At 27.2% G+C, this 20,185-nt stretch carries 24 protein-coding genes; 1 reads left to right on the forward strand and 23 read right to left on the reverse strand.

Annotated features, from left to right (window positions below; translation table 11 throughout):
• Positions 1-240: 240 nt before the first annotated feature.
• The 13 genes from HMPREF3181_RS03145 to HMPREF3181_RS03195 form a co-directional block, all read right to left on the reverse strand.
• Positions 241-1,134 carry a DMT family transporter gene (locus tag HMPREF3181_RS03145; protein ID WP_068472895.1) on the reverse strand — a complete coding sequence of 298 codons (894 nt, stop codon included), beginning with the start codon at positions 1,132-1,134 and terminating at the stop codon, positions 241-243.
• Between the two features lie 70 nt (positions 1,135-1,204).
• Complete coding sequence (gene gcvH, locus HMPREF3181_RS03150) at positions 1,205-1,576, reverse strand: glycine cleavage system protein GcvH (protein ID WP_068472897.1); 372 nt, start codon at positions 1,574-1,576, stop codon at positions 1,205-1,207.
• A gap of 374 nt (positions 1,577-1,950) precedes the next feature.
• A complete protein-coding gene (locus HMPREF3181_RS08035) occupies positions 1,951-2,082 on the reverse strand; it encodes a hypothetical protein (protein ID WP_255353727.1) in 132 nt (43 codons plus the stop codon).
• Positions 2,076-2,726, reverse strand: coding sequence for an MBOAT family O-acyltransferase (locus HMPREF3181_RS07945; RefSeq protein WP_231723256.1), 651 nt, complete (start codon positions 2,724-2,726; stop codon positions 2,076-2,078). The genes HMPREF3181_RS08035 and HMPREF3181_RS07945 overlap by 7 nt, the downstream gene beginning before the upstream one ends.
• A 25-nt stretch (positions 2,727-2,751) precedes the next feature.
• Positions 2,752-3,237, reverse strand: coding sequence for a hypothetical protein (locus HMPREF3181_RS07950; protein WP_231723257.1), 486 nt, complete (start codon positions 3,235-3,237; stop codon positions 2,752-2,754).
• A gap of 2 nt (positions 3,238-3,239) precedes the next feature.
• Positions 3,240-3,467: a D-alanine--poly(phosphoribitol) ligase subunit DltC gene (gene dltC, locus HMPREF3181_RS03160; protein ID WP_068472899.1), complete on the reverse strand. Its 228-nt coding sequence runs from the start codon at positions 3,465-3,467 to the stop codon at positions 3,240-3,242.
• Between the two features lie 11 nt (positions 3,468-3,478).
• Positions 3,479-4,993, reverse strand: coding sequence for a D-alanine--poly(phosphoribitol) ligase subunit DltA (dltA, locus tag HMPREF3181_RS03165; RefSeq protein WP_082713887.1), 1,515 nt, complete (start codon positions 4,991-4,993; stop codon positions 3,479-3,481).
• Positions 4,994-5,170: 177 nt separating this feature from the next.
• Positions 5,171-5,662 (reverse strand): molybdopterin-guanine dinucleotide biosynthesis protein B, encoded by a 492-nt coding sequence (gene mobB / locus HMPREF3181_RS03170; RefSeq protein WP_068473190.1) that lies wholly within the window; start codon positions 5,660-5,662, stop codon positions 5,171-5,173.
• The gene (gene glp / locus HMPREF3181_RS03175; protein WP_068472901.1) at positions 5,652-6,881 is read right to left on the reverse strand and encodes a molybdopterin molybdotransferase MoeA; all 1,230 of its coding nucleotides are present in this window, start codon (positions 6,879-6,881) and stop codon (positions 5,652-5,654) included. Before glp ends, mobB begins: the two co-directional genes overlap by 11 nt.
• Positions 6,871-7,443: an AI-2E family transporter gene (locus HMPREF3181_RS03180; RefSeq protein WP_068472903.1), complete on the reverse strand. Its 573-nt coding sequence runs from the start codon at positions 7,441-7,443 to the stop codon at positions 6,871-6,873. Before HMPREF3181_RS03180 ends, glp begins: the two co-directional genes overlap by 11 nt.
• Positions 7,444-7,456: 13 nt before the next feature.
• On the reverse strand, positions 7,457-8,725 hold the full coding sequence (locus tag HMPREF3181_RS03185) for a glucose-6-phosphate isomerase (RefSeq protein WP_068472904.1): 1,269 nt from the start codon (positions 8,723-8,725) through the stop codon (positions 7,457-7,459).
• Positions 8,726-9,841 carry a SpoIIE family protein phosphatase gene (locus HMPREF3181_RS03190; protein ID WP_068472906.1) on the reverse strand — a complete coding sequence of 372 codons (1,116 nt, stop codon included), beginning with the start codon at positions 9,839-9,841 and terminating at the stop codon, positions 8,726-8,728.
• Between the two features lie 14 nt (positions 9,842-9,855).
• A complete protein-coding gene (locus HMPREF3181_RS03195) occupies positions 9,856-10,989 on the reverse strand; it encodes a THUMP domain-containing class I SAM-dependent RNA methyltransferase (protein WP_068472908.1) in 1,134 nt (377 codons plus the stop codon).
• A gap of 276 nt (positions 10,990-11,265) precedes the next feature.
• Between HMPREF3181_RS03195 and HMPREF3181_RS03200 the strand changes: the two genes are divergently transcribed.
• Positions 11,266-11,832, forward strand: coding sequence for an ECF transporter S component (locus tag HMPREF3181_RS03200; protein ID WP_068472910.1), 567 nt, complete (start codon positions 11,266-11,268; stop codon positions 11,830-11,832).
• 187 nt (positions 11,833-12,019) lie between these two features.
• On the opposite strand, the gene HMPREF3181_RS03205 is transcribed toward HMPREF3181_RS03200, so the two are convergent.
• From HMPREF3181_RS03205 to dltD, 10 genes are all read right to left on the reverse strand, one after another.
• On the reverse strand, positions 12,020-12,262 hold the full coding sequence (locus tag HMPREF3181_RS03205; RefSeq protein WP_068472912.1) for a hypothetical protein: 243 nt from the start codon (positions 12,260-12,262) through the stop codon (positions 12,020-12,022).
• Between the two features lie 54 nt (positions 12,263-12,316).
• Positions 12,317-13,192: a DNA-3-methyladenine glycosylase family protein gene (locus tag HMPREF3181_RS03210; protein ID WP_068472914.1), complete on the reverse strand. Its 876-nt coding sequence runs from the start codon at positions 13,190-13,192 to the stop codon at positions 12,317-12,319.
• Positions 13,192-13,668 carry a DUF5673 domain-containing protein gene (locus HMPREF3181_RS03215; protein ID WP_231723258.1) on the reverse strand — a complete coding sequence of 159 codons (477 nt, stop codon included), beginning with the start codon at positions 13,666-13,668 and terminating at the stop codon, positions 13,192-13,194. Before HMPREF3181_RS03215 ends, HMPREF3181_RS03210 begins: the two co-directional genes overlap by 1 nt.
• 45 nt (positions 13,669-13,713) lie before the next feature.
• Positions 13,714-15,654, reverse strand: coding sequence for an ATP-dependent zinc metalloprotease FtsH (gene ftsH, locus HMPREF3181_RS03220; RefSeq protein ID WP_068472915.1), 1,941 nt, complete (start codon positions 15,652-15,654; stop codon positions 13,714-13,716).
• A gap of 19 nt (positions 15,655-15,673) precedes the next feature.
• Positions 15,674-16,234, reverse strand: a complete 561-nt coding sequence (hpt, locus tag HMPREF3181_RS03225) for a hypoxanthine phosphoribosyltransferase (protein ID WP_068472917.1) — start codon at positions 16,232-16,234, stop codon at positions 15,674-15,676.
• Positions 16,231-17,616, reverse strand: a complete 1,386-nt coding sequence (gene tilS / locus HMPREF3181_RS03230) for a tRNA lysidine(34) synthetase TilS (RefSeq protein WP_231723259.1) — start codon at positions 17,614-17,616, stop codon at positions 16,231-16,233. Before tilS ends, hpt begins: the two co-directional genes overlap by 4 nt.
• Positions 17,617-17,652: 36 nt before the next feature.
• A complete protein-coding gene (locus tag HMPREF3181_RS03235; RefSeq protein WP_068472919.1) occupies positions 17,653-17,934 on the reverse strand; it encodes an FtsB family cell division protein in 282 nt (93 codons plus the stop codon).
• A gap of 90 nt (positions 17,935-18,024) precedes the next feature.
• Entirely contained in the window at positions 18,025-18,264 is a 240-nt protein-coding gene (locus tag HMPREF3181_RS03240) for an RNA-binding S4 domain-containing protein (protein WP_068472921.1), read from the reverse strand.
• Complete coding sequence (locus HMPREF3181_RS03245; RefSeq protein WP_068472923.1) at positions 18,264-18,782, reverse strand: adenine phosphoribosyltransferase; 519 nt, start codon at positions 18,780-18,782, stop codon at positions 18,264-18,266. Before HMPREF3181_RS03245 ends, HMPREF3181_RS03240 begins: the two co-directional genes overlap by 1 nt.
• Before the next feature lie 99 nt (positions 18,783-18,881).
• A complete protein-coding gene (dltD, locus tag HMPREF3181_RS03250) occupies positions 18,882-20,039 on the reverse strand; it encodes a D-alanyl-lipoteichoic acid biosynthesis protein DltD (RefSeq protein ID WP_068472925.1) in 1,158 nt (385 codons plus the stop codon).
• Positions 20,040-20,185: the final 146 nt, after the last annotated feature.

Genomic DNA, 20,185 nt, shown 5'->3' on the forward strand with positions numbered 1-20,185 from the left:
TGATAATAGAATTATAATGATTTTATCTAAAATCGTCAACAAATTGTAACTTTTTCAAAAGTTTTTTACAAAAAATCATACAATTTAACAATCTTTTTAGCCAAAAATAAGTAATTTTAACATTTTTGTAACTTTTTTTGTTTTTTTGTTCCCCATTTTCCAAAGGTTACAGAATGATTACAAAAATTAGAGCATTTTTCAAAAGAAAAACTCAAAAATATTAAAAAATTGTAATATTTACTATTTTAATGATTTTTTTTCATTATTTTCCCTTGTATTTGAAAGATATGACATCAATGACATAGAAAAAATAAGTATAATTCCTATTAAACTATAGATACTAACTGATTCATTTAGTATTAATTTACCCAAAATAACAACAAAAACTATTCCTAAATAATTAAAGATACTAACATCAGAGGCATTTGCATATTGATAGCTGATTGTTAATCCAAATTGACCAACTGATGATGCAACTCCTATTAAAATCAAATAAATAAAAATTTTCAAATCCGGCATTACAAAATCTTTAAATATAAAAGGAAAACTGCAAACAGTTGAAAATAATGAAAATATAAAAATTATAGTTTCAGTTCTTTCAGTTTTTCCGATTCTTGAAACACACATATATGCAATAGATGCGCTAAGTGCAGAAGTCATAGCAACTATAGATGGAAATAATCTTGAATCAAATTGTGGTCTTACAACAAAGATAGCACCTATAAATGAAAAAGTTAAAGTCAAAAATCTTTCCAAAGTAAATTTTTCCTTAAATATAAAACAAGCGATTAAAACCACAAAAATAGGGCTTGTCCTTTGTAATATCCCTGCATCTGCAACTACCATATTATTTATAGCATAAAAATTAAAAATAGTTCCTGCATATCCAAAAGCAGACCTCATACAAAGTAGTTTTCTATTTCTTTTATTTCCAAAAAAACTACTCCCTTTTATAAAAATATAAACAGTACAAATAATCAACATAACAAAATTTCTCATAAAAACTTGTTGCATAAGTGTAAACTTTCCTGATGTCAGCTTTACAAAAATTTGCATAAAACTAAAACCAAGTGTAGAAATAATCATAAAAATAATACCTAATTTTAAATTTGTACTTCTAGAATTATCTGTCATAAACCCTCCTTTTAAAAAAATAAATGCCACCTTAGGTGGCATTTATTAAATAAATAATTTTAAGAAATTATTATAATGATGCTTCATAATCAGCGTCATTAGTTAATTCTTCTAATTCAGCTGGATTAGACATTTCAATTTTGCAAACCCAAGCAGCATAACAATCTTTATTGATTTCGCCTGGTTCGTCATCTAATACTTCGTTAACTTCAATAATTTTTCCTGAAACAGGAGCGTTGATATCACTTGCAGCTTTTACAGATTCAACTGATGCTAAAGAATCACCAGCTTCAACTTCATCATCAACTTCTGGAAGTTCAACATAAACGATGTCTCCTAAGTGGTCTTGTGCATAGTCAGCTAAACCAACTGTTGCGATGTTTCCTTCAACTTTTACCCAATCATGATCTTTAGTATAAAGTAATCCTTTTTCTACTCTCATTCTAATATACCTCCTAAAATTTTTACTATAACTCTACCCAAGTATGTACTAATATTTTGGATATTCATTACAATATTATAGTATACTTAAATTATAGTGTAGTTTTGAAAAAATTTCAATACTTTTTATTACTTTTTTTAATATTTTTTTCAAATTTATTCAAAAAAAACTATTTTTTTAAGTATTTACATTTAAAAAAGATTTTTTCATTATATTTCGCTTTAAATAAAATATCACAAAGAAAAAAATAGTATGAATTTTTAACATAAAATTTAATTATTTTATTTCAAATACTTCAAATTTAACTTCTATACCATTTAAATTTTTAGTTCCTTTTTCTATAGTATTATAATTTTTAAATGCATAATTCGGTTCTAAAAATTACTATATATAAATTCTTTTACGACATTGAAATCATACAAAGCACAAAAAATTATAAGGCTTGTCATCATTATAGTATAAAAAACAACTCTAAGCCAAAATTCTTTAGTTTCTTTTTTTACCATAATCTACCTCCTAAAATTCGTAAAATATAGACAAATTTTTCAGAAAATATGAAAAATCCGAACATAACTAAATTAAATGTAACAAAAATTGATGAATATTCAAACCATTTTTTGTTTTTATTTGATTTATAAAACTTAGTCTTTTGAAAATACTCTGTGATTGCAAGAATCATACCATGGTATAAGCCGTACAAAAGATAGCTTAAATTAAGTCCATGCCAAATACCCATAACAGTCATATTAACTATATATGCAACCATTGCTGTCGTTAATTGTTTTTTAAAGGTTTTATTTTTAAACATTTTAAAAACTAATCTACTAAAAATAAAATCTCTAAACCAATGTGATAAACTGATATGCCATCTATTCCAGAAGTCTTTCATATCCTTTGCTAAAAATGGTTTATTAAAGTTCATAGGTGTTTCTATTCCAAATATTTTACTAACACCCACAGCCATTAAACTGTAACCTGCAAAGTCAAAAAACAGATAGAACCCATATAGGTACATATATATCAACAGGTTTGGAATTGTGTAACTTTTATTAGCAATAATTTCCATTTTATCAAAAATAACCTGAGATAAAATTAATTTATACACCAACCCTTGTAAAATATATTCTATTCCCTTTCCTAAATTATCCAAATACTCATCTTTAGTAAATTTAGTTTCAAAATCTTCTACTTCTATCTATAGGCCCTGAGGCAAGTGTTGGAAAAAATATCATAAATAGTAAATAATCTACAAATTTTACTTCTTTGATTAAGCCGTCTTTTATTTCTATAAGCATTTGCATTACTTTAAAAGTGATATATGATATTCCTAAAAATCCTAATTTATAATGAATTTTTGTAAAAGGTAATACACGAGCTAAAACAAGTGGCATCAAACTTAAAATTATAAAAACGGATACCTTATCAAATTTATTTTCACTTTTCAACTTCAAATATATTTTTATAAGTGAAAATTCATATATTATAAACAAAATTAGTGAAAATAGTGAAGTTTTACTTTTTGAATAAACTAAAAAGCAAAAAATAAGTGATACAGCTAAAATATAATATTTGTTTTTCTTTTCTTTAATGCCAAAAATTACAGCCGGTACAATCATTAAAATAAGTATTAGCCAAAAATTTAAACCACTAAAAAACTCCATATTTAATTCCTACTCTTTAAAAATTCGATAATTTTATTCGGAGTATTAACCACTTCCTTATCCAACTCCATTATTCCTAAAGTAATTCCTAAGTTTTCTTCAACCTCAACTATGAATCTAACAAGTCCAAGTGAGTCCATAAGACCCTCTTCAAATATATTCATATCAGGTGTTTCTCTTAAATCCTCTTCACAAATGTCCTCTAAAATTTCAAAAACTTTTTCTTCCATAACAATCCTCTCTACTTACTTTCTAAAATTTTCTTTAATTCTTTTCTATCTATCTTTCCATTGTTATTCATTGGTAATTTTTCTAAAAATTTAAATTTTTTAGGTACCATATAACTTGGAACATATTTTTGTAACTCTTCCTTTAAAAACTTCGTATATGCTTTCTCATCTGTAACATCATTACAAACCATAACAGCAGTGATACTCTTAACTTTATTGTCCAAATCGTAATTTGGCAATGCACAACAAGAGATTACCCCTTCAACATTCAAAAGATTACTCTCAATATCTCCAAGTTCTATTCTATATCCATTTAATTTAACTTGAAAATCTTTTCTATTTGAGAAAAATAAATTTCCATCTTTAAAATATCCTAAATCACCGGTTCTATATCCTCTTTGTCCATCATCAGAAACAAAAAACGCCTTTTCAGTTTGAGTAGGATTTTTATAATAACCACTACTTACAGTATCGCCGATTATTACAATTTCTCCAACCTCTCCGTCATTTAAAACTCTATCATTTTCTCTAATTTCAATTCTAGTTCCATTTTTTGTATCTCCAAGTGGAATAACATCAAACTTTTCTAGTACATCATCTGTAACTAAAATATCCGTAATACAAACTGTTGATTCAGTTGGACCATAAGTATTTATAACTTTTGCATTCGGAAATCTCTCCCTTAACCTTTGAGCAGTTTTCTTTGTCAAAACCTCTCCACAGAATAAGAAATACTTTAAATTTTTAATATTTTCAGAATTAAACTCCTTTAAAGACAAACACATATCAGCAAATGATGGCGTAGAAACCCAATTTGTAATATTGGACTTTTCTAAATTTGCATAAAGTTTAGAAAAATCTTGTTGATCTTCCTTAGTTATAGCAAATAATGTAGATTCTGAATATAAAGACAAATACAAATCCATTACGGATAAGTCAAAAGAAAAAGGAGCCTGATTCAAATAAACTTTATTTTTCTCATTGCCTACAACATTATGTATCCAATTAATATAATTGTTTAAATTATCGTAAGTTATTTGCACTCCTTTAGGTTTTCCTGTACTTCCGGATGTAAAAATTATATAGACAATATCATCTCCACTAATTTCATATAATCCGTCAGCAGAAATATCATCATATTTTTCATCGTGGATAATATCAAGAATGTTTTTTCTATTTAATAAATTGTATTTTTCATCGACAAGTAAATCTTCAGTAAAAATTGAAAATTTTGATTCTGTAACACTTAAAACATCTTCTACTCTATTTTTAGTAAAAGAAATATCCATAGGGCAATAAGGGTGCCCAGACTTTGTACAAGCCAAAAAGCTAACTAACATTAAAAAATCTTTATGTCCATATACAGGAATGGCATCTTTATTTCCATTTTCAAAATTTTCTAAAATATATTTTGCAAGTCTATCTGAATATAGCATAAGCTCACTATACGAAATGGATTTTTCATTACATATATAAGCAATCCTATTTGAATTTTTATAACTATTAAAAACTTCCAAATATCTCACAAAATCACCTCCTCATTAACTGTTAAAGTATAACATATACCTAATATTTTTTCAATACATATAATTTTCTTTTTATTACATTTTACAATATAAACTTTAAATAAAACTAAAACAATCATATAAAAAACAAAATTTAAAAAATAATTTTTAAAAAAATGAGATGCTATGGCACCTCATTTAAATTTTAAAATATTCTTTTATTATTTTTGCAATTTTTTCATATTCATCAGGCTTAAATTGTTTAATATCCAAATTATGCTCAATATCTGAAACTATTGCTATTAATTTTTCTTTTTCAGAAATTATCTTTGTTGAATATCCACTTCTATAAATTTCAATTCTATCTAGTTTTTCCCATTTATATCCTTCAACTAAAATAAAATCATACTCAGTCATTGTTTCTAACACATCATTTAGCGATTTTTCATAATTTAAATTTTCAACCGTTATAACTCTGTTGGGACTTATCATCTTAACACAACTTGCACCACTTTGCGAAAAAATATAACTGTCCTTTCCTTCTCTATCAAAGTCGAACTCTTTATGATGATGCTTTATAACTCCTACTTTTAAACCTTCTTTTGAAAAAATTTCAAGCAAATTTTTTATTAAAGTTGTCTTACCGACATTGGAACATTCTCCGACAATAGATATTGCTTTAGTTTTCATATAAAAACTCCACATCAACAATTTCTCCTTTAGAAATTTTAGTTTCCTTTGGAACAATTACTATGGAATTTTTACCTACCATTGTGGATAATACTCCTGATTCTTGTCTTTCTTCAAGCTCTGTAAAGTATTTTCCATCTTTATAAAATGTATTTGCTCTTAATATTCTATCTACTTTAGCTTTCTTTTCGAACCCGTTAATCAATTCACTTTTAACTTTAAGCATATCTACATTTTTATTTTGCATTTTTAAAATTATCGGTCTAACATAGAGATAAAAATTCATAAAAGATGCAGCGGGATTCCCTGATAGTGCAAAAATAAATTTATTTTTATACTTACCAAAGAAAACATGTCCACCCGGTTTTGCAGAAACTCTTGTAAAAATAGTTTCAACACCTATTTTATCAAGTGCAGTCAAAACAAAATCACTGTCTCCAACAGAAATTCCTCCGGTAGAAATAACTATATCACTATTTCTTATAGCTTTTTCATACATATCAACCAAGGTATCCAAGTCGTCCTCAACTTTTCCGTATTGAATAACATCAGCATTATACATTTTTCCAAGTTGTTCAATGGTATAGCTATTACTATTTCTTATCTTTCCATCTTCCATTTCGTCTGTAACATCAAGCAATTCACTACCTGTTGCAAATACACTAACCACAGGAGATTTAAAAACTTTAACAAAAGGAATTCCAAGACTTGCTAAAACTCCAACTTCAGCAGGTGTTATAACTGTTCCTTTTTTTATAATTACATCCCCTTTTTTTACATCTTCTCCTAATTTAACTATATTTACATTTTTACCTATCGGAGAAAAAATTTTAACTTCTTTTTCAGAAAATTCTGTATCTTCATACCTAACAATACAATTTGCTCCATTTGGAACTTTTGCGCCTGTCATTATTCTAACAGCTTGTCCTTCAAATACTGATTTTTCAGAAACCTCCCCGGCCATTATTACATCAATAACTTCAAGAACTATCGGGCTTTCTTTTGTTGCTTTTTCAACATCTTCTTTTCTAAAAGCATAGCCGTCCAAAGGTGATTTGTCAAAACTTGGTATATTAACTTGTGATACTATATCTTCTGCTAAAACCCTTTTTAATGCATCATTAAAATATATTTTTTCAAATCTTTCTTCAATATCTACTTCATCAACAATTTTTCTAGCATCTTTTAATTCAATAGGTAAAAAATTATTAATTATCATATTCCTCTCCTACATTTTCATAATCATATTTCTTTCTCATTTCTCTTTGTCTAAGTCTTTTTTCTTTTCTTTCTCTCATTTTTCTCTTTTGTTCAAAAGAATAAATTTCATTAATATTTAATAGAGTATTTAAAATAAATATGATAATAGTAATTATAGATAATCCTTTGTTTCCACCTATAATTTTGAAAATAAGTGCTAAAACTATTACAATTCCAATTCTAAAATTAACTTTTCTACCTAATAAAATTGGTTCTAAAACTAATCTAACACTCAATATTGTAAGATACAATACAGCCAAATTTGATGCAATAACAGGTTCTCCTTTTATCAAATTAACCACAATTTGATAGCAAAGATAAAGTCCGTTTCCTATAATAGGAACAATTTCCAAAATACCCATAATAAGCCCTGCTTTAAATCTACCTGAATAATTCATAAGATAAATGGCTACCAATGAAGTAATCAACGCTAACAATACTAATATGCCTTGAACTTGTAAATAATCTTTAAAAGTTTTCTTTCCTTTTTTCAAAAGAGCATTTATATAGTTTAGATACATTTTTCTTCCTCCTCTACATTTTTTCTAATAATTGATACATATTTTTTTTATAATTATCAACTCCAGGTTGGTCAAAAGGATTAACCCCTAACATATAGGCTGAAATTGCACAAGACATTTCAAAAAAGTAAATTAATTTACCAATATTATATGCGTCCAATCTTGGAATTTTTATCTTTACAGTAGGAACTTTCCCGTCTGTATGAGCCTTTCTAGTTGCTGTTACAGCAACTTTATTTATATCATTTAAAGATTTTTTTGATAAGTAATTCAATTTGTCAAAATCATCTTCAACAAAAGGAATTATAATATCATTTTTTAAATTTTCAACTTCAATTATAGTTTCAAAAGTTATCTTATTTCCGTCTTGAATCATCTGACCAAAAGAATGTAAATCTCTTGTGAAAATAGCACTTTCAACATAAAGTCCTTTACCATTTTTACCTTCGCTTTCTGCAAATAATTGTTTCCACCATTCTTGAAAATAAGAAAGTTTAAATTCGTGAGCTACTAAATATTCTATTTCTTTTTTCTCATCTTCAAACATTGCATTTCTAATAATTGCATATTTTAAAGCAACATTATTTAAACTTTTTTTCGTATATTCTTCCAGTCCGTCGTTAGCTCCAAGTAATATAGCATCAGTATCAATTCCGGCAGACATAATTGGAAATAATCCAACGGCAGTTAAAACTGAAAATCTTCCTCCAATATCATCAGGAACACAAAAAGTTTCATAACCTTCTTTTTCGCTAAATTCTTTTAATATTCCTTTTTTTGAATCTGTTGTAACTATAATTCTATTTACAGATTCTTTTCCATATTTTTCTTCACAAAGCTCTTTTAAAACTCTAAAAGCAATAGCTGTTTCAAAAGTACTTCCGGATTTTGAAATTACATTTATATAAAAATCTTTATCTTTAATATAATCAACCAATTCACTTAAATAATCACCACTTAAATTATTTCCGGCAAATACAATATCCAGACCATTTTGCTTAAAATATGGTTTTAATGCCTTGATAACCGCTTTAGAGCCGAGAAAACTTCCTCCAACCCCAACTACAACTAAAACCTCTGCCTTTTTTACCTTTTCAGATAAAATTCTCATTCTACTATATTCTTCTCTATCATAAACTTCAGGATGAGTAACCCAACCTAAAAATTTATTTCCCAATCCATTTTTATTCAAAATGAAATCAAGAGCTTTAAAGCCTTTTTCTCTATAATTATCAAAACATAAATCTTCTGAAAAGTCAATTTCAAAATTATTATATTCCATCTACAAAACCCTCATACTTAATAATGCAATATCATCTTCTTGAACTCCGTATCTAAATTCAGAAACACCTTCAACTAATTTATCTAAAAGCTCCCTATCTAAAAGAGAATTTTTATATTTATCCACTGCATTAAAAAATCTTTCTTCTCCATATTCTTCTCTATTTTCATTTTTAGTTTCAGTTAGCCCATCTGTATAAAACAAAAGGCAATCTCCGTGACAGAGTTTAACTTTACCAACAGAATATCCACTATCTTGGAATAACCAAGAAATAGGTAATCCACTCAACTCTAAACGTAAATTTTTATTTTTATTAAATAAAATAGGAATAGAATTATGTCCGGCATTTGAATATTCAAACTCACAAGTATTTTTATTATAAATTCCTAAAAATATTGTAAAATACATTTCTAAATTCAACTTTGAAAATTCCCTTGATAAAGCCGTAAGTATTTCTCTAGGATACTCAATTTTTCGACCATAAACCAACATTCTAACTGAAAACCTTATAAACATAGTTATCATACTTGCTGAAATACCATGTCCCATAACATCCGCCATATAAACACAAACTTTATCATTTGGTAATTCTATAACATCAAAAAAATCTCCTGATAACTGCTCGGACGATATGTATTTATATTCTAAACTCAATCCATCAATATGATTCAACTTAGACAATAGACTCTTTTGAATATCTGATGCAGTTAGCATATCATTCTTTATCATTTTTTGATATTTTATCAAATCATTTTGTAATTTATTTACATCTGTAATATCTCTAAAAACTTCAATACAACCCCAATACTCATTATTAGAGTTAAAAATAGGACTACTCTTTACAAAAAAATCTCTTCCTCCAACTGATAACAACTCAGTAGTAACATCATCTCTACAACCTATTGGAGCAACACACTTCAAAGAAGAAAAAACTCTATCATCTTTATCTGAATTATCTTCAGAAAACAAGCAAAACTTTCCTTCTTCATTTTCTAAAAATTTTTTCATACTTGAATTAGTATAAACAATTAATCCCGTTTTATCGAAAACTCTAACCAAATCTTCCATAAAATCTACTAACTCAAAATTCCAATGTGTAAAATTATCCATATACATACTGTTATCTCCCATTACTTTGGTTTAGGCCCATAAAATTGATAAAAGTCAACCTTTATTCTTCCATTAAAAAGTTTTCTCTTTCTATCAGCTTTTTTTCCATACAACCTTTCAAAACTTTCCATACTTGTTATTAGATATACACTCCAAGTGTCTAACTCTTTAAATTTTTCGCCAAAATCTCTATAAAGTCTTTCTACTTCTTTAATATCCCCCATACGTTCACCATAAGGTGGATTAGTTACTACAACTCCATACTCATTATATAAATCAACATCTCTCATATCTTTTATGAAAAAAGAAATTTCATCTTTGACACCTAAAATATCTGCATTATCCCTAGCTCTTAAAATTGAACGCTTATCTATATCTGATCCTAAAATCTTTAAATCTGTATCATAATCTATTAAAGCTCTCGCTCTATTTTTTTCATTTTTTAAAGCATCTTTATCAAGTAAATTCCAATTTTCAAAAGCAAAATTTCTCATAATTCCGGGAGCAATATTTCTTCCAATCATATATGCCTCAATACAAAGCGTTCCACTTCCACAAAATGGGTCATAAAATACTCTGCTTGGCTCCCAAAAAGATAAACTAATCATAGCACTTGCCAAAGTTTCCTTTAGAGGAGCATCTCCTGCTCTTTTTCTATATCCCCTCTTATGCAAAGCCTCTCCGGAAGTATCAACAGTAACTGTCGCAATATCCTTTAAAATAGAAACTTCTATATAATACAAAGCATCTGAACTCTCATCAAACCATTCAACATTATAAATATCTTTTAGCCTATCAACTATAGCCCTCTTTGTAATTTTTTGAATATCTGATAAACTGAAAAGTTTAGACTTAACACTATTTGCATTAACGGGAAATTTATCATTTTCTGAAATCAAGTCTTCCCACTTTATCTTTTTTATTCCTTGATATAAATCTTCAAAACTTAAAACTTTAAATTCATCTAATTTAAGCAAAATTCTCTCTGCACATCTAACCCAAAGATTAACCTTTGCTATATCATTAACATTCGCCAAAAATTCAACCTTACCATCAGAAACATTTATATCATCAAAACCTAATTTTATTATCTCTCTTTTAACAATCGCCTCTAGTCCAAAAGCACAAGTTGCAATCAAAGTAACTTTTTTCATCATTTCTCCATTTATATAAAAATTTAATCCAACAAGACCTCCATATTTTCACAATAATTCAAATCATTTGTATCCATAAGAACCTTGTTGTTTAACAATAAAAACTATTTTATCATTAAATATAATTATATCAAATTTACATAAAAAAAACAAAAAAATATTGAAAAATTTTTTGAACTTTTGCTATAAAATGAAAAATTTGATATAATTAGACTCGTGTTGAAATACTTAAAATTTTTATTTCAATAAATTTTACATAAAAATAAAGGAGGATTTATGAAAAACATTTCAACAAAAACTATAACAAAAATTGGAATATTAAGTGCACTTGTAATTATTTTATCACTTTCACCTATCGGATTCATACCATTAGGACCTGTTAGAATAACAACCGTACACATTCCAATAGTCTTAATCGCATTAATCGAAAAACCAACCGTATCTTTCTTTGTAGGATTAATTTTTGGATTATTTTCATTTTTTCAACATTTATCAGGCATAAGCCCATTGTCCTTCATGTTTATAAATCCATTTGTTTCAGTATTACCAAGAGCATTAATAGGACTTGGAACATATTACACATTTAACTTTGTAAAAAAATATATAAAAAATGTATTTAATGTGATAATCGCAAGTATAATAGGAACAATGATAAATACATTCGGTGTGTTATCAATGGCATACATATTCTGCTCAAGTCAACTTTATGAAGTTCTAAAAATTAATCCGGCAAAATTTTTATTCACAATCGCAATATCTAATGGTATTCCTGAAATAATTGTTTGTTCAATATTAGTACCAATGATTTACAAAAGTTTACAAAAAATTCTAAAAACAATTTAATTAAAAAGACTAAGTTTATAATAAACTCAGTCTCAGAGTGCAGACAAAGCATTAGTTTTGTCTGCACTTAAAAAAAAGACAGAAATTTTAAAAATTTCTGTCTTTTTCATTATTTATTTCTTTTTTTTAATGTAAAAGTAGTTCCAGCTAAAGCTAGTCCCGTTAAAACTAATGAATAACTTGATATTTATGTTTTTGCTAATGAATTTCTAGTTTTAGCTTTTTCTATAATTGGTTTTTTTACTGTTGTTTTATATAAAATTGCATATTTAGAAAAATGATTTGTTTTGAATGTTACTTCTTTTTGTGTTTGAGTAAATTCTCTTCCTTCAATATTTCCATTATCATCTACATAATATACTTTTTCAACTTCTTTTCCATTTTCTTTTTGTAAATAATATTTTACACATACTATTATATATATTGTCAAGTATTTTTTAGAATTAAATACAAAATGAAGGGTTTCCCCTTCATTTACAATTTTCTATTTACCTATTTTTTCTTCTCTTCCATAGTAGAAAAGATATTGTTGTGCATATCCTGCATATTTTCCAAATATTCTGTTCGCCTCTTTAGCTATTTTTTTTACAGGTGTTTCTTGTTTTATGAAAAGTTTTTCCATAACTCTTTTTATCCAAACGTCAACGGGAAAAACCTCTCCTCTTTTGTATGAAAATAGCATAATGCAATCGGCAACTTTATTTCCAACACCGGAGAATTTTAAAAGTTCTTCTCTTAAAATATCCGTTTCTAAACTTTCAAAACTATTTAAATCAATTTTATCGTTTAAAATCATATTAACCGTATCAAAAATTCTTTTATCTCTAAAGCCGACTTTTGCAAATTCTCTTAAATCTTCAACTGTTGTATTACTAAGCTCTTCAACCGTTGGAAATGAGTAATATTTTCTATTTTCATCTTCACAGATAAATTTTCCATATCTCATAGAAATTACTTCAATGGATTTTTTTATTCTTGGAATCATATTATTTGCAGAAATTATAAAACTGATAAGCATTTCAAAATGATTTTGATTCAGTATTCTAATTCCCTTACCATATTCCATTGCATTTACTAAAATTTCATTACCAGATAATGTTTTTCTTATTTCTTTGTAGTTTGTATTCAAATCGAAATAATCTAACCAAATTTTCTTAAATTCTTCTAAATTAGTCCCTTTGAAAACAACTCTATCCTTTTCATTTAAAACATTTAAAACTCTACCTAAATGGACAGTTGTAAAACTTCCGTCTTTTTCCTCATACCATCTAAAAGCCTGACCACAAGTAAATATTGCTCTGGCATCAAAATTTTCGACATCTTCTAAAATTACTAAATTATTTTCTTCGTATAACTTCATTACTTTTTAGCCTTTGGTCTTGCCTTATTTTGTTTTATTATAATAGAAAGTTTTTCAGAATTTTCCTTATCTAGTGGAATAGTTAAAGTTTCATCTTTCATATCTCCTGCAACAACAACTTCATAAAATTTATTGCTAATAGGAGTCCATTTTTTTATTTTTTTAAATTCAGCAAATTTTCCGTCAAAACAAAATCCATTTTCTGCAATGTATAATTTATCAAGAGAAACGATACAATAACATAGTCCGATTAAAATATATACTATACTGTAAATATCTCTAATTTTTATTGTATAAACAACTCCAAATCCGACTAAAGAGATGGACAAAGCAAGTAAAACAGTTCTTCCTCTAAGTTTAATCGTTGATATTTCTCCTTCTAATTTTTTTCTTGTTTGGAACATAGCAACTATTTTCTTTATTACAAATATTAAAACTACTCCAAATACTATTAATAACCAATCTCCACTATTCATAAAATCCTCCATACAAATTAAGTAGAAGCGAACTTCTACTTAATTCTAATTTTCCTTATTTTCTTCTATTTCTACTTTTTCAACAGTTTCTTCGACTACTTCGCTAGTTACTTCTTCTGGTTTAACTTCTTCTGTTTTAACTTCTTCTGTAACTTCGACTTTTTCTTCGATACCCATATGTTTTTTATACATATCTTCAAAATCTTTTCCGCTTACAGTTTCTTCTTCAAGTAATTTTTTAGCAACAGCATGTAAAAATTCAATATTTTCATTTAAAACTCTTTGAGCAGTAGCATAAGCCTCATCAAGTAAATCCTTAACTTCTCCGTCAATAAGTTTTGCAATATCTTCTGAGTAATTTCTTCCCTTGCCAAAATCTCTGCCTAAGAAAGTTTCTTCTTCGCCCATATCATAATTTATAGGGCCAATTTTACTACTCATTCCATAAGTTGTAACCATATTTCTTGCAAGTTTTGTTGCTCTTTCAATATCATTTGATGCACCTGTTGTAAAATCTTCAAAGATTATAAGTTCAGCTGAACGTCCACCAAGCATCATTGCAAGTCTTGATTTCATTCCGTTTACAGTCATATATTGACTATCTTCATCATGAGTATAAGCAGTAAATCCACCTGCTCTTCCTCTAGGAACAATAGTAATCATTTGAACAGGATCTGATAATGGTACAAATCTTGAAACAATAGCATGACCTGCCTCGTGATATGCAGTAATCTTTCTATCTCTATCTGTAACAACTGCTGATTTCTTTTCAGGACCTGCAACAACTTTTATTGAGGCCTCTTCAAAAACTTTCATAGTGATAGTTTTTTGACCATATCTTGCTGATAAAAGTGCAGCCTCATTACACAAGTTTTCAAGGTCTGCCGGAGTAAATCCTGTTGTATGTTTAGCAATAACCTTAAGGTCAACATCTGGAGCCAATCTCTTGTTTCTAGTATGAACCATAAGTATTGCTTCTCTTTCTCTCACATTTGGAATACCAACATAAATTTGTCTGTCAAATCTACCAGGTCTTAAGATAGCCGGGTCAAGTATGTCAGGTCTGTTTGTTGCAGCCATAACGATAATTCCTTCATTAACACCAAAACCGTCCATTTCAACAAGTAATTGGTTTAATGTTTGTTCTCTTTCATCATGTCCACCACCAAGTCCGGCACCTCTTCTTCTACCAACAGCATCAATTTCGTCTATAAAAATTATACAAGGAGCATTTTTCTTTGCTTCTTCAAATAAATCTCTAACTCTTGAGGCACCAACCCCAACGAACATTTCAACAAAATCTGAACCACTTATGCTAAAGAAAGGAACTTTTGCCTCTCCCGCAACAGCTCTTGAAAGATAAGTTTTTCCTGTTCCCGGAGGTCCAACCATTAATACACCTTTTGGAATTCTGGCACCAATGTCGCTGTACTTTTTAGGAGATTTTAAGAAATCTACAATTTCTTGTAATTCTTCTTTTTCTTCTTCAAGTCCTGCAACATCTCCAAAGGTAACCTCATTTTTCTTATCCTTATGAAGTCTGGCTTTACTCTTTCCAAAATTCATTACCTTTCCACCACCTTGGGCTTGTCTCATAAACATAAACCAAAGTACACCAAGTCCTATTAAAATTATAAGAGTTGGTAAAATTTCAAGATAAAATGGTTTTGTAGGTTCAGCTTTACCATTATATTTTAAAGTATTATTGTCAACCTTAGCCTTTAGATAGTTATCATAAAATTTAAATCTAAATTCTTGTGGCAAATAAGTTTTAAATTCTGTTTTATCTTTATCATTTAATTTCCCTGTTATATAAGCTCCTTGAGTAGTTACCTCAGCAACTTCATCATTTTTTATCTTTGATACGATTTCTGTAACAGTATATTCCTTAACGACAGGAGCTGAAGTCTTTATAGCAAAGAAATATACAGCTAAAAATAAAACCGGTATCAAATATATAAGATACGCTTTAGTTTTCTTATTCACGCTCTACCTCCTAATTAATTTATTTATAAACTTCTTCTTTTAACGAAATTATATATGGTAAATTTCTATATGATTGATTATAATCTAAACCATAACCAACTATAAAGTCATTTGGAACTTCAAAACCGACAAAATCTCCGGAAATATCAACAAGTCTTCTTTCAGGCTTATCTAACATACTGGAAACCTTAACTGTTTTGGCTCCTCTTTCTTTAAAGTAATTAAAAAGATATTTTAAAGTTTTACCTGTATCTATAATATCCTCAACTATTAAAATATTTTTTCCTGTAACATCAGCCTCTAAATCCTTTACAATTTTTACAACTCCACTTTCTGATGAACTTCCATAAGATGAAATAGCCATAAAATCTATTAAAATTGGTAAATTTATATTTCTAATCAAATCTGCAAAAAACAAACTTGACCCTCTTAAAATACCAACGACAACAAGCTCGGCATCTTCATTTTCATAATATTCAGTTATACTTTTACCAAGCTCTTCAACTCTATTTTTAATAGTTTTTTCATCGAATAGCACTTCTTTCATATCTGACTTAACGATACAATCTAATCTTTTCATAATCTCTCCTTTGATAAAACTCTAATTTTTACAATATCATCTAATCTATCAACCAAATATTTATTAGACCTTCTAATATTAGAAACCCAAACAATATTATTTTCGATTTCAAAAATAGGTATATCATCTCTAATATCTTTACTTATTTTTTCGTCAATAAATATATCTTTAAGTTTCTTTTTGCCAAATTCAAACTCTAAAAAATCTCCATTTTTTCTATTTCTAATTTTTAACAAACTAAGATATTTTTTATTTATAAAAAACATATCTTTATTTTGTTTTAAGTTTTTAAATTCTTCAAAATTTGAATACTCTATAATTATATCAAAAAATTTTGTAGAATACAAAGAAAAATCTAAATTTTCAAAATAAAAATCATTTTCTGAATTTTTCAAAATATTTTTACTGTAAACGAGTAATTTATCATATTCAATTTTAAAAACAACATTTTTTATCTCTATATATTTACCCGTTTTTGCAAAAATCAAATTATCTATTTCTTCAATTATTTTATAACTTATTCCATTTGGATTTTTACTTATAAACTCAAAAAATTCTCTATATAAAATATTTCTAAACGAAACAGATTCTAAACGTAATTTAGAAATATCAACAACAATTTTATCTCCATCAAAATCCCATAAATTTCCTTTTTTAGAAAAAATATATTCTCTTGAAATATTACTATAATCTGAGGCAATGTTTGACAATCTACAAAGTGCATCACAAATCTTAGAATTATATTCCCTTTCCAACATAGGTAAAAGATTTAACCTAATTTTATTTCTACTATAAATATCTTCAAAATTAGTTTCATCTTCAACAAAAGGAATATCATTTTCTTTGATATAATTTTCTATTTCTACTCTTGAAAAATCCAAAACGGGTCTAATCAAATCTCCTCTTTCAGACTGTATTCCAACCAAACCGTTAATACCGGTTCCCCTTAAAATTCTCATAATAACAGTTTCTGCCAAATCATTTTTATTATGAGCAGTTGCAATATAATCTAAATTTTCACTTTTCTTAATTTCATCAAAAAATTTATATCTTAAAATTCTTGCACCCTCTTCAGTAGAAAGTCTATTCTCAACTGAAAATTTATTTACATCTTCCTTTTTAGAATAAAATTTCAAACCATACTTTTCACATTGTTCTCTAACAAAGTTCTCATCTCTATCGGCATTATCCCTCAAAGAATGATTGAAATGGCAAACAATTAAATTAAGTTTAAATTCATCTTTAAAAGAATTAAACAAATCTAACATTGTCATAGAATCTTTACCACCTGAAACAGCAAGTAAAATTCCCACATTATTAAAATTATAATTTTTTAAAATTTTTAAAAATCTATTCTTCATAAAATCAAAAAAACCGAGCAAAAATACTCGGCTCCCTTCCATATTAATTTATCAGTCTTAATCCTTATACTTTACTACTATCTCATCTTTTTCTATCATTTTAAGTTTTTCTCTAGCTACTTTTTTAACAAATTCTTCACTATCAACCTTTTGAAGATTATCCTTAGCCTCAATAATTTCACTATTCAACTTATCTTTTCTTTCTTCCAAAGAATTAATTTTAGCATTTAATCTATTTTTTTCACGAACTTGATAAATAAAAGTTTTTCCAAAAACGATACAAAAAACTAAAAATATTAAAGAGTAAAGTCTAACTCGACCTCTATGTTTCTTATTCATCAAGCTATCACCCCTATCTAATATGATTATATACTAAAAAATATAATTTTTCAACAGTTTTTACAGATTTTTAAAGATTTTTAGAGATTTTTAAAGATTTTCGTACATTTTTTGAGCATCTTCCTTCTTTTGACTGTCTGTTATATCCAAAACTCTAATTTTTACTTCAGAATTTCCGAATTTTAATTCAATAATATCTCCAACCTTAACTTCGTCAGAAGGTTTCATTGCCTTACCATTTCTAAAAATTCTTTCCTTCTCACAAGCCTCTTTTGCAACAGTTCTTCTCTTTATAAGACGTGAATTTTTTAAAAATTTATCAATTCTCATTAAATATCATACTCCAAAACAGAATCTATTTGGTAGTCTTTATTCTTTTCTCTACCTTTAAGCTCAGTTAATTCCATTAAAAATTGCATTGAAACAACTTTTGCACCTTGTGATTCAATCAATTTAGCACAAGCATTAATTGTTCCACCAGTAGCAAGTAAATCATCAACTATTGCAACTCTATCTCCACTTTTTAATGCTCCTTTGCAAATTTCTAAAACATCTGTTCCATATTCAAGTGAATATTCAAAAGAAACAGTTTCTCCCGGTAATTTTCTGGGCTTTCTAACAGGAATAAATCCAATGTTTAAAGCATAAGCAACCGCTGAACCAAATAGAAAACCTCTTGCCTCAGGTCCAACTATGTAATCTATGTTTCTATTTTCTAAATTTTTCTTTATAATATCTACAGCTTCTTTAAAAGCATCTCCATCACTAATTAATGTAGTTATATCTTTAAAACTGATTCCTTCCTTCGGAAATCCTTCAATAACTCTAATCTTTGATTTTAAATCCATAACGTCCTCCTAAAATTTTATCGGCTACTTATTATATACCATTTAAAATTTTTTTGCAATCATTTAGGAGAATTTGTTGAATTTAAAATATATTTTATTTTAATCATTATTATACTTTAATAAATCTTCCTGTAATTGTAAAAGTCCAATCCTTCCTAAATGTGTAGCATCTTTAAAAAAATATTTTGTATAAGAATATTTACTATAATCAATTAAATTTACATTATTTTTTGCTGAAATATCTCTAATTCTTTTATAAAAGTATTCTCTTTCATCCTTTGGAACTCCGGTATAATCAGCCCAATATCCCTGAAGAGGAACTAAAATAAGATTAACTTTAAAGCCCAAATCTCTTGCAACGTCTAAAAACAATTGTAGATCTCCATATTCTTCTTCACTTCTATATTTTGTATTCTTTGCAGAATTTTTTAATTTTGCAAAATTTTTCTTAAAATTATTGTCAAAATATTTATTATACATAAAAAATCTATTGTCATTTGATTCTTCTTTTGCTGTTTCAAAAGCTTCTTTTCTAAACTTTTCCCAGTCAAAACTTTCAGGAGCTTTTTTATCATTTATACTGTCATCCCTATGATATGATTTTAGAAACTTACTATTTGCAATCAATTTGTACTTTTCAGCATTAGCACTGTTTACTGTATTATCAACAGGATTATCTCTTTTTAATCTTTCAACCATTCCGGTTACAGCAGAATTATCTTTTGAAAGCTCCAAAATTCTATTATAGATTTTATCTTTTGTTTCTTTAGAAATTTTTTTGTTTTTATATAAATTATACAAGTGATCTATTGAAAATCTAGGTTGAAAAGCTTCAGGACTCATTCCATTTTTTTCAAACCATTGCATAGATAAAATTAAATTTACAGTTTTTACCGGTGATTTTTCTCCAATCGAGCCCAAAGTTACAGCTTGAATTATAGATTGATAAAATCCCTCTCCAATTTGCATAATATTTTTATCTGAATAATCTAAAAATTGTCTTGGATGCTCCTTCCAATCATTTGTTACTATAAGTTCAGAAGAACCTAAAAGTATTATAGTACCTTTCCCTATATTTTTCGTTATAGCATCATGAGATTTATATTTATTTGGAGAATCATTATATCTTATAGAATTATTATGAACGGATAATTCATCAAACTCTTTTTTCTCCTCTTTAGTATAAAAATGTAAAAATGTAGAAGAAATGACTAAAGATAAAATTATTGCTACACTTAACGCTTTTAACCTCTTCATAAACACTCCTAAAAATTATTATATTAATTTACGACATTAACATTGTACAATACTCAAAAAAATTATAGATTTTTTAAAAATCTATATAAATATTAAAATTTTTAAAAACTCCACAAAATTATCCTAAATAATTTTACAATAGAAAC

It is taken from the genome of Parvimonas sp. KA00067 (assembly GCF_001553085.1).
GTDB classification, from domain to species: Bacteria; Bacillota; Clostridia; order Tissierellales; family Peptoniphilaceae; genus Parvimonas; species Parvimonas parva.

What these genes read in the sequence shown, in the direction of transcription:
- HMPREF3181_RS03190 (WP_068472906.1), bottom strand. Translation starts at nt 9,841, where the DNA reads ATGTATATGGATAATTTTACACATTGGAATTTTGAGTTAGTAGATTTT.
- HMPREF3181_RS03145 (WP_068472895.1), bottom strand. Translation starts at nt 1,134, where the DNA reads ATGACAGATAATTCTAGAAGTACAAATTTAAAATTAGGTATTATTTTT.
- HMPREF3181_RS03210 (WP_068472914.1), bottom strand. Translation starts at nt 13,192, where the DNA reads ATGAAGTTATACGAAGAAAATAATTTAGTAATTTTAGAAGATGTCGAA.
- HMPREF3181_RS03245 (WP_068472923.1), bottom strand. Translation starts at nt 18,782, where the DNA reads ATGGATTTAAAATCAAAGATTAGAGTTATTGAAGGATTTCCGAAGGAA.
- HMPREF3181_RS07950 (WP_231723257.1), bottom strand. Translation starts at nt 3,237, where the DNA reads ATGGAGTTTTTTAGTGGTTTAAATTTTTGGCTAATACTTATTTTAATG.
- HMPREF3181_RS08035 (WP_255353727.1), bottom strand. Translation starts at nt 2,082, where the DNA reads ATGGTAAAAAAAGAAACTAAAGAATTTTGGCTTAGAGTTGTTTTTTAT.
- HMPREF3181_RS03180 (WP_068472903.1), bottom strand. Translation starts at nt 7,443, where the DNA reads ATGTATCTAAACTATATAAATGCTCTTTTGAAAAAAGGAAAGAAAACT.
- hpt (WP_068472917.1), bottom strand. Translation starts at nt 16,234, where the DNA reads ATGAAAAGATTAGATTGTATCGTTAAGTCAGATATGAAAGAAGTGCTA.
- HMPREF3181_RS03240 (WP_068472921.1), bottom strand. Translation starts at nt 18,264, where the DNA reads ATGAGAATTGATAAATTTTTAAAAAATTCACGTCTTATAAAGAGAAGA.
- HMPREF3181_RS03235 (WP_068472919.1), bottom strand. Translation starts at nt 17,934, where the DNA reads ATGAATAAGAAACATAGAGGTCGAGTTAGACTTTACTCTTTAATATTT.
- HMPREF3181_RS03195 (WP_068472908.1), bottom strand. Translation starts at nt 10,989, where the DNA reads ATGAAAAAAGTTACTTTGATTGCAACTTGTGCTTTTGGACTAGAGGCG.
- dltD (WP_068472925.1), bottom strand. Translation starts at nt 20,039, where the DNA reads ATGAAGAGGTTAAAAGCGTTAAGTGTAGCAATAATTTTATCTTTAGTC.
- HMPREF3181_RS03185 (WP_068472904.1), bottom strand. Translation starts at nt 8,725, where the DNA reads ATGGAATATAATAATTTTGAAATTGACTTTTCAGAAGATTTATGTTTT.
- glp (WP_068472901.1), bottom strand. Translation starts at nt 6,881, where the DNA reads ATGATAATTAATAATTTTTTACCTATTGAATTAAAAGATGCTAGAAAA.
- mobB (WP_068473190.1), bottom strand. Translation starts at nt 5,662, where the DNA reads ATGAAAACTAAAGCAATATCTATTGTCGGAGAATGTTCCAATGTCGGT.
- gcvH (WP_068472897.1), bottom strand. Translation starts at nt 1,576, where the DNA reads ATGAGAGTAGAAAAAGGATTACTTTATACTAAAGATCATGATTGGGTA.
- dltC (WP_068472899.1), bottom strand. Translation starts at nt 3,467, where the DNA reads ATGGAAGAAAAAGTTTTTGAAATTTTAGAGGACATTTGTGAAGAGGAT.
- HMPREF3181_RS03215 (WP_231723258.1), bottom strand. Translation starts at nt 13,668, where the DNA reads ATGAATAGTGGAGATTGGTTATTAATAGTATTTGGAGTAGTTTTAATA.
- HMPREF3181_RS03200 (WP_068472910.1), top strand. Translation starts at nt 11,266, where the DNA reads ATGAAAAACATTTCAACAAAAACTATAACAAAAATTGGAATATTAAGT.